Annotated in this window: 6 protein-coding genes and 1 pseudogene; 1 reads left to right on the top strand and 6 read right to left on the bottom strand. The window is 65.6% G+C overall.

Features of this window, described 5'->3' with window-relative positions:
• Positions 1–109 (bottom strand): annotated as a pseudogene (locus JOE27_RS24930) (peptidase S24); the annotation flags it as partial.
• A gap of 71 nt (positions 110–180) precedes the next feature.
• On the opposite strand from JOE27_RS24930, the gene JOE27_RS24720 reads away from it, so the two are divergent.
• Positions 181–870: an SOS response-associated peptidase family protein gene (locus tag JOE27_RS24720; protein WP_115275388.1), complete on the top strand. Its 690-nt coding sequence runs from the start codon at positions 181–183 to the stop codon at positions 868–870.
• A gap of 16 nt (positions 871–886) precedes the next feature.
• Here JOE27_RS24720 and JOE27_RS24715 read toward each other — a convergent pair whose 3' ends face one another.
• The 5 genes from JOE27_RS24715 to JOE27_RS24695 form a co-directional block, all read right to left on the bottom strand.
• Positions 887–2704, bottom strand: coding sequence for an ABC transporter ATP-binding protein/permease (locus JOE27_RS24715; protein ID WP_115275389.1), 1818 nt, complete (start codon positions 2702–2704; stop codon positions 887–889).
• Positions 2705–2897: 193 nt separating this feature from the next.
• The gene (locus JOE27_RS24710) at positions 2898–3101 is read right to left on the bottom strand and encodes a formate dehydrogenase subunit delta (protein WP_046787904.1); all 204 of its coding nucleotides are present in this window, start codon (positions 3099–3101) and stop codon (positions 2898–2900) included.
• Positions 3098–5977: a formate dehydrogenase subunit alpha gene (gene fdhF / locus JOE27_RS24705; RefSeq protein ID WP_115275390.1), complete on the bottom strand. Its 2880-nt coding sequence runs from the start codon at positions 5975–5977 to the stop codon at positions 3098–3100. The genes JOE27_RS24710 and fdhF overlap by 4 nt, the downstream gene beginning before the upstream one ends.
• Positions 5974–7533, bottom strand: a complete 1560-nt coding sequence (locus JOE27_RS24700) for a formate dehydrogenase beta subunit (protein ID WP_204920598.1) — start codon at positions 7531–7533, stop codon at positions 5974–5976. Before JOE27_RS24700 ends, fdhF begins: the two co-directional genes overlap by 4 nt.
• Positions 7527–8009: a formate dehydrogenase subunit gamma gene (locus tag JOE27_RS24695; protein WP_046787901.1), complete on the bottom strand. Its 483-nt coding sequence runs from the start codon at positions 8007–8009 to the stop codon at positions 7527–7529. The genes JOE27_RS24700 and JOE27_RS24695 overlap by 7 nt, the downstream gene beginning before the upstream one ends.
• Between the last annotated feature and the right edge of the window lie 200 nt (positions 8010–8209).

Below are 8209 nucleotides of genomic sequence, written 5' to 3'. Positions count from 1 at the left end.
TCCCAGGCATGCCGTCGCCGTCTATCCTGACCAGATACATGTGCGGCGCACGCAGTTCGAACAACTCGTCCCGCGAGATGGGGAGCTCTGCGAGATCGGCGGCCGACGATGTAAGCCGTACAAGCAAACCGGCAGCGGGTCAATCGGACGCGCGACATTTGACGAATGGGGGGACATGCCATGTGCGGACGCTTCGCCCAGTATCAGGGCCAGGCCGATTACCTGCGTGAACTGGACGCCGGGCAGGACGTGATCAGCGGTTACGACAACGTGCCCATTGGCCGTTACAACGTGGCCCCTGGCAGCGGCGTACAGGTTTTGCACAACACCGCCGATGGCCTGCGCATCGACCCCTGCCATTGGGGTTGGGCACCGTTCTGGGCCAAGGGCCCGAGGCCTGCGCCGATCAACGCACGGGTGGAAACCGTGACCGCCGGCAATTTCTTCAAGGCACTCTGGCCTCAAGGCCGGGCCCTGGTCATGGCCGACGGCTGGTACGAATGGGTGAGCGACCCGCACGACCCCAGGCGCAAGCAGCCCTACTTCATCCGCCTGAAAAGCCAGGCACCGATGTTCATGGCCGCGCTGGCTCAGGTACGTTCAGGGCTGGAGCCGAACGAAGGGGATGGGTTCGTGATCATTACCGCAGCGAGTGATGCAGGAATGGTCGATATCCATGACCGCCGGCCACTGGTACTGGGGCCGGCGGATGCGCGGGCGTGGATCGACCTGGAAGTGCCTGCCGAGGAGGCCGAGCGGTTGGCACGCGAGCGGTGCCTTCCGGTAGAAGCCTTTGAATGGTTTGCGGTGGGCGAGGCCGTAGGGAATGTCCGTAATGAAGGCGCGCAGTTGATCGTGATGCAGCCCTGAACAGGGTACAGGCCTCCTAGACCTGCAACGCTACCTCCGGCTTTTGCTCCAGCAGCGACCAACCACCCTGCCCGTCCACTTCCAGCCGGTGGGTATGGAACCCGGCCAACGTACTGCGATGGCCGACACTCACCAGCAAGGTTTGCGGCATTTCATTGCGCAGCAGCGAATACAACGCATGCTCCAGGCCTTCATCCATCGCCGAGGTGGACTCGTCGAGGAACACCACCTGCGGCCGGTTGAACAGCACCCGGGCAAACGCCAGCCGCTGCTGCTCACCGACCGAGAGGATATGCGACCAGTCGCAACTGACCGCCAGCCGCTCAGCCAGGTGGGCCAGGTTGACCTGGCGCAGCGCCTGCTGCATGCGCGCCTCGTCCTCTGGCTTGCTGTCAGCCGGGTAGGCGATGGCGGTTCGCAGGTCCCCCAGGGGCAGGTACGGGCGCTGCGAGAGGAACAGCGCCTCGGTGCCGGTGGGCCGCCTGACCTCACCCTCGGCGTAAGGCCACAGCCCCGCCAGGGCGCGCAACAAGGTGGTCTTGCCACTGCCCGACGGGCCCTTGATCAGCAGCGCCTGGCCGGCCTGCAAGCGCAAGTCGAGGTCGGCGATCAACGCGTGGCCGTCGGGGCGCATCACCTGCAAACCCGAGATATCCAGGGCCTGCGCCTGTTCCTGGGTGCTGACCCGCGGCAAGGTGCTGGCCTGCTGGTTGGCATCGAGAAACCCGGTCAGACGGTCGAGCGTGGCGCGGTACTGGGCAAAGGTGTCGTAGGACTCGCGGAAGAACGACAACGCATCCTGCACCTGGCCAAACGCTTGGGAGGTCTGCATGACATCGCCCAGCTTGATCGCGCCACTGAAGAAGCGCGGCGCCTGGAGGATGAACGGGAACACCACTGCCACCTGGCTGACGCCCAGGTTGAAACCGCTGAACTTCAGGTTGCGGAACACCAGTGCCCAGACATTGACGATCAATGCACCGAAGCGGCCCAGCAAGGTCCCCCGCTCCACTTGCGCGCCCTGGTAGAACGCGATGTTCTCAGCGTTCTCACGCAGGCGCATCAGCGCATAACGGAAGTTGGCGGTGAGTTTTTCGTTGAGGAAGTTCAGGCGGATCAACGGCTGCCCGAGCCGGAAGGCGATCCAGGTGGCGATCAGCACATACACATACACGGCAAACACCATGGCCCGGGGGATTTCCACACCTGCTACCGCCAGCGGCGCCGACAGCCCCCAGAGGATGGCGGTGAACGCCACCAGCGACACCAGCGCGCTGACCGCGCCCAGCGCCAGGGTTACCGAATTGGTGACGAAGGCGTTGACGTCCAGTTCGATTCGCTGGTCGGGGTTGTCTACAGGCTCGGCGAGGAACTGGCCGCGGTAATAGGCGTCACCGTGGAGCCAGTCGTTGGTCAGGCGCTCGGTCAGCCAGACCCGCCAGCGGATGCTGAAGGCCTCGGTCACGTAGAAGGTGAACAGCGAACGCAGCACATGAAGGGTGGCCAATACCGCGAACACGCCCAGCAAGTACCAGAAGGCGGTTTGGTCGAGGGCCTGCAGGGCGCTGTAGAAGCCGTTGTACCAGAACGAGAACAGCACGTTCATGCGTACCGAAAACAGGGTCAGCACCAGCAGTGCGGCAAACACCAGCAGCGGTCGCCAGCTGCGCCTGAAGGAGAAATAGGGCCCGGCAAGCTGCCAGAACTGGCTACCCCAGCGAGTGTAGCGCACAGCCAGCGCAGCGGCGGCAGTGAAGCCGATCAGGGTGATGAACGAAGCGATTGCAAGCCAGCTCAGGCTCTCTTGCAGGGCCTGGTGCCAGTTCATGTCCATGGTGGGTATCCGTGACGAGTGTTTACGCGAGCGTAGCATTGCGCCGGCTTTGGTCAGGCATTCATGACGGACATTTCATTTTGTCGGCACCGCCCCTATCGCCGGCAAGCCGGCCCCACAGGAATTGCACTCGATTCGAGGGCAGTCCAGGAGTCCCACCGCTTGCTGGCGACGGGGGCAGCGCAGACAAACGCTAAGCCAAGGCCTCCACCACCTTGGGGTCCAAACCCTCCCCTGCATGGGCCTGGGCCCATTCCCCCAACTGCCTGCGCATCGCCGGGGTCCAGAAGTTCTGCAAATGCTGCTGCACCCCTTTCACCGCCAACGCATGATCAGGCTCGCTGTCGAAGTAATGGGCAATCTGGTTGGCCATCTTGACCAGGTTTTCGATGCTCATCGGCGTACCTCGGCCTGCTCGGGCTTGTCGGCCGTGCGGCGCTCCTTGAGCAGGCGCCGCTGTTCATCGCTGAAGTCCTGGTAGCGCTTTTGCCACTGCGACGGGTGGAACACCTTGACCACCTCCACCGCCGTGACCTTGTACTCCGGACAGTTGGTGGCCCAGTCGGAATTGTCGGTAGTGATCACGTTGGCGCCAGACTCAGGGAAGTGGAAGGTGGTGTACACCACCCCCGGCGCCACGCGCTCACTCACCTTGGCACGCAGGACCGTCTGCCCGGCGCGGCTGCCGATGCCGACCCAGTCGCCGTCATGGATGCCGCGGCTTTCGGCGTCGGTGGGGTGCAGCTCCAGGCAGTCGGCAGCATGCCAGGCGACGTTCGCGGTGCGCCGGGTCTGGGCACCGACGTTGTACTGGCTGAGAATGCGCCCGGTGGTCAGCAGCAGTGGGTAGCGGCTGTTGACCTTCTCGTCGGTGGGCACATAGCCGGTCAGCATGAAGCGCCCTTTGCCCCGCACGAACTGATCGATGTGCATGGTCGGCGTGCCGTCGGGCGCGGCGTCGTTGCACGGCCACTGCAGGCTGCCATGGCGGTCGAGTTCGGCGTAGCTGACGCGGTGAAAGGTTGGTGTCAGGCGGGCGATTTCGTCCATGATCTCGGACGGGTGGCGGTAGCTCATCGGGTAGCCCAGGGCATTGGCCAAGGCCACGGTGGCCTCCCAGTCAGCCTTGCCGGCCAGCGGCTGCATCACCTTGCGTACCCGCGAAATACGGCGCTCGGCGTTGGTGAAGGTGCCGTCCTTTTCCAGGAACGAGCTACCCGGCAAGAACACATGGGCGAACTTGGCCGTCTCGTTGAGGAAGATGTCCTGCACCACCACGCATTCCATGGCCCGCAGCGCGGCAGTGACGTGCTGGGTGTTGGGGTCGCTCTGGGCGATGTCCTCACCCTGGCAGTACAGCGCCTTGAAGCTGCCGTCCAGCGCCGCTTCGAACATGTTGGGGATGCGCAGGCCCGGGTCGGGCTGCAGAGTCACACCCCAGGCCTGCTCGAACTCGGCACGCACGGCCTCGTTGGAGATATGCCGGTAGCCTGGCAACTCATGCGGGAACGACCCCATGTCGCACGAGCCCTGCACATTGTTCTGCCCACGCAGGGGGTTTACCCCTACCCCTTCGCGGCCAATATTGCCGGTGGCCATGGCCAGGTTGGCGATGCCCATCACCGCCGTGCTGCCCTGGCTGTGTTCAGTCACGCCCAAACCGTAGTAGATCGCCGCGTTGCCGCCTGTGGCATACAGCCGGGCGGCGGCGCGGATCTGCTCGGCGGGCACGCCGCACACGGGGCCCTGCACTTCAGGGGCGTTTTGCGCGAGGCTGACGAAGTCGCGCCAGCGGGCGAAGGCCTCGCTCTCGCAGCGCTCGTCGATGAAGCGCTGGGCCAGCAGCCCCTCGCTAACGATCACATGGGCCAAGGCGTTGAGCATGGCCACGTTGGTGCCAGGGCGCAGTTGCAAGTGCAGCTCGGCACGGGCGTGGGGCGAATCCACCAGGTCGATGCGCCGCGGGTCGATGACGATCAGCCGCGCCCCTTGGCGCAGGCGGCGTTTGAGCTGCGAGCCGAACACCGGGTGGGCATCGGTAGGGTTGGCACCGATCACCAGGATCACGTCGGCCTGCATCACCGAATCGAAACTCTGGGTACCCGCCGACTCGCCGAGGGTCTGCTTGAGGCCATAGCCGGTGGGCGAATGGCAAACCCGCGCGCAGGTGTCGACGTTATTGTTGCCAAACGCCGTGCGCACCAACTTTTGCACCAGGTAGGCTTCTTCGTTGGTGCAACGGCTGGAGGTGATGCCACCGATGGAGTCGCGCCCGTACTTGAGCTGGATGCGCCGGAACTCGCTGGCCGCGTAGGTGACGGCCTCGTCCCAGCTGACTTCCTGCCACGGGTCATCCACATGCTTGCGGATCATCGGTCTGGTGATGCGATCAGGGTGGGTGGCATAGCCCCAGGCGAAGCGGCCCTTGACGCAGGCATGGCCGTGGTTGGCGCCGCCGTTCTTGTCCGGGACCATGCGTACCAACTGGTCACCCTTCATTTCCGCACGGAACGAGCAGCCCACGCCGCAGTAGGCGCAGGTGGTGATCACCGCTCGTTCCGGCTGGCCGCTCTGCACCAGGCTTTTTTCGGTCAGGGTAGCCGTCGGGCAAGCCTGCACGCAGGCGCCGCACGACACGCATTCGGAGGTGAGGAAGTTGTCACCACCGGCTGCCGCCACCCGCGACTCGAAGCCGCGCCCGGTGATGGTCAGGGCGAAGGTGCCCTGGATGTCCTCACAGGCACGCACGCAGCGGCTGCAGACGATGCACTTGCTGGGCTCGTAATCGAAGTACGGGTTGGACACGTCCTTCTGCTCAGCCAGGTGATTGGCGCCGTCGTAGCCGTAGCGCACCTCGCGCAGGCCGACCTGGCCGGCGACCGTCTGCAGTTCGCAGTTGCCGTTGGCCGAGCAGGTCAGGCAGTCGAGCGGGTGGTCGGAAATGTACAGCTCCATGACATTGCGACGCAGGTCGGCCAGGCGTGGTGTCTGCGTGCGCACCACCATGCCTTCGCTGACAGGCGTGGTGCAGGACGCCGGGTATCCGCGCATGCCGTCGATTTCGACCATGCACATGCGGCAGGAGCCAAAGGCCTCCAGGCTGTCGGTGGCGCACAGCTTGGGGATGCTGGTACCCAGCAGGGCGGCGGCGCGCATCACTGAGGTGCCCGCCGGCACGCTCACGCTGCGCCCGTCGATGTTCAGGCTGATCTGCACATCGCCGTAGCGTTCAGGGGTGCCCAGATCGGTCTCGGGGTCGAAGTAATTGATCACTGCGCGGCCTCCGTGGTGGTCAGCCCGAAATCGGCCGGGAAGTACTTCAGGGCGCTGGCCACCGGATAGGCGGTCATGCCGCCCATGGCGCATAGCGAGCCGTATTGCATCGTGTCGCACAGGTCGCGCAGCAGCAGGGCCTGGTCATGGCGGTCGGTGAGGTCGCTGCTGGCGATCAGGCGGTCGACCACCTCCATGCCGCGGATAGAACCGATGCGGCAGGGCGTGCACTTGCCGCAGGACTCTTCGGCGCAGAACTGCAGGGCAAAACGCGCCATGCTCGCCATGTTCAGGGTGTCGTCAGCCACCACCACACCGCCGTGGCCGAGCATCGCGCCCATGGCAGCGAAGGCCTCGTAGTCCAGGGGGGTGTCGAAGTGACTGGGCGGCACCCAGGCACCCAGCGGGCCACCGACCTGGGCAGCCTTGAGCGGCCGGCCGCTGGCGGTGCCGCCCCCGTAGCCTTCCACCAGCTCGCGCAGGGTCAGGCCGAAGGCACGTTCTACCAGGCCGCCATGGCGGATGTTGCCGGCCAGCTGGAACGGCATGGTGCCCAGCGAACGGCCCATACCGAAGTCGCGGTAGAACGCTGCGCCCTTGGCCAGGATGGTGGGCACCGAGGCCAGGGTGAGCACGTTGTGCACCAGGGTCGGCAGGCCGAACAGGCCCTGCAGGGCCGGTAGCGGCGGCTTGGCACGGACGATGCCGCGCTTGCCCTCGATGGATTCGAGCAGCGCGGTTTCCTCACCGCAGATATAGGCACCCGCACCCACGCGTACTTCCAGGTCGAAGGCCTGACCGCTACCGGCCACGTCGACCCCCAGATAACCGGCGTCGCGGGCGATGGCGATGGCCTCATCGAGCACGCGGATGGCGTCGGGGTACTCCGAGCGCACGTAGATATAGCCCTTGTCGGCACCCACCGCGAGGCCGGCGATGATCATGCCTTCGATCAGCAGGAAGGGGTCGCCTTCCATCAGCATGCGGTCGGCGAAGGTACCCGAATCGCCTTCGTCGGCGTTGCACACCACATACTTCTGCCCTGCCCCGGCGTCACGCACGGTGCGCCATTTGATACCTGCCGGGAACGCTGCGCCGCCGCGGCCGCGCAGGCCGGAATCGAGCACGGCGGCGACCACTTCGGCGCCGCCCAGCGCAACGGCTTGCGCAAGGCCGGCAAAGCCGCCGTGGGCGCGGTAGTCCTCCAGCGACAATGGCCGGGTGATACCGGCGCGGGCGAACAGCAGACGTTGCTGGGTCTTGAGGTAAGGGAGCGCTTCCACCGGCCCGAGCGCCAATGGATGGCTGCCGGGTTCTGCCGCCAATGCATCGAGCAGCGCAGGCACATCCTCAGGGGTGACCGGGCCGAAGCCTTGCCGCCCTCCAGCGCGCTCGCACTCCACCAGCGGTTCGAGCCAATACAGGCCACGCGAACTGGTGCGCTGGATGTCCAGCGCCAACTGGCGCTGCTCGGCCTCGCGCTGCAACGCCTCGACAACCTGATCTGCGCCCACGGCGCGGGCCACCGAGTCGCAGGGGATGAACAGCTTCAGCATGCTGTGTCCTCCAGGCAACCGTTGACCAGCGAGCGCAGGCGCTCAGGGGTCAGGCGCGCATGCACCTGGCCATCGAGCTCAAGTGCCGGCGAGCAGGCGCACGCGCCCAGGCAGTACACCGGGCGCAGGCTGATGGCGCCATCGGCGCTGGTGCCATGGTCGTCCAGCGCCAACTGTTCGCGCAGCTGCGCGGCCAGGGCTTCACTGCCACGGCTCTGGCACGACTCGGCGCGGCACAGGCGCAGGGTATGGCGGGCCGGCGGCGCGGTGCGGAAATCGTGGTAGAAGCTGATTACCCCGCGCACCTCGGCCAGGCTGAGGTTGAGGGCATGGGCAATGTCAGCGACGGCGGCATCGGGGATGAAACCAATGCTTTCCTGCACGGCATGCAGGATCGGCAAGAGCGCGCCGGGGGTGTCCTGGTGGCGACTCAGGATACTGTGGATCACGGGCAGGTGGGGCAATTGATCAGGCATACAGCGGACCTCGGCATCACGGCCCCCGCCTGTTGTTGTAGTGGGCAGGTGACCGGCGTGTTCTGCTGCGGCGCACCGCCCACGTCACGGTCGCGTGGTTGTCGGTGGCCTCCTTGCCGGTGGCCGTGCGTCTGCGCGCACTGGGCTCAGGGGCATTCCACAAGCATGGCACTTGTGGCGCCGAAGGGATGCACGCGAAC

It is taken from the genome of Pseudomonas sp. M5, assembly GCF_016907075.1.
GTDB classification, from domain to species: domain Bacteria; phylum Pseudomonadota; class Gammaproteobacteria; order Pseudomonadales; family Pseudomonadaceae; genus Aquipseudomonas; species Aquipseudomonas putida_E.
The sequence above is the reverse complement of the archived record's forward strand: the minus strand, read 5'-3'. Positions and strand labels throughout refer to the sequence as shown.

Excerpts from the sequence above, each read along its gene's own strand:
- JOE27_RS24720 (WP_115275388.1), top strand. The coding sequence starts at position 181 with ATGTGCGGACGCTTCGCCCAGTATCAGGGCCAGGCCGATTACCTGCGT.
- JOE27_RS24715 (WP_115275389.1), bottom strand. The coding sequence starts at position 2,704 with ATGGACATGAACTGGCACCAGGCCCTGCAAGAGAGCCTGAGCTGGCTT.
- JOE27_RS24710 (WP_046787904.1), bottom strand. The coding sequence starts at position 3,101 with ATGAGCATCGAAAACCTGGTCAAGATGGCCAACCAGATTGCCCATTAC.
- JOE27_RS24700 (WP_204920598.1), bottom strand. The coding sequence starts at position 7,533 with ATGCTGAAGCTGTTCATCCCCTGCGACTCGGTGGCCCGCGCCGTGGGC.
- JOE27_RS24695 (WP_046787901.1), bottom strand. The coding sequence starts at position 8,009 with ATGCCTGATCAATTGCCCCACCTGCCCGTGATCCACAGTATCCTGAGT.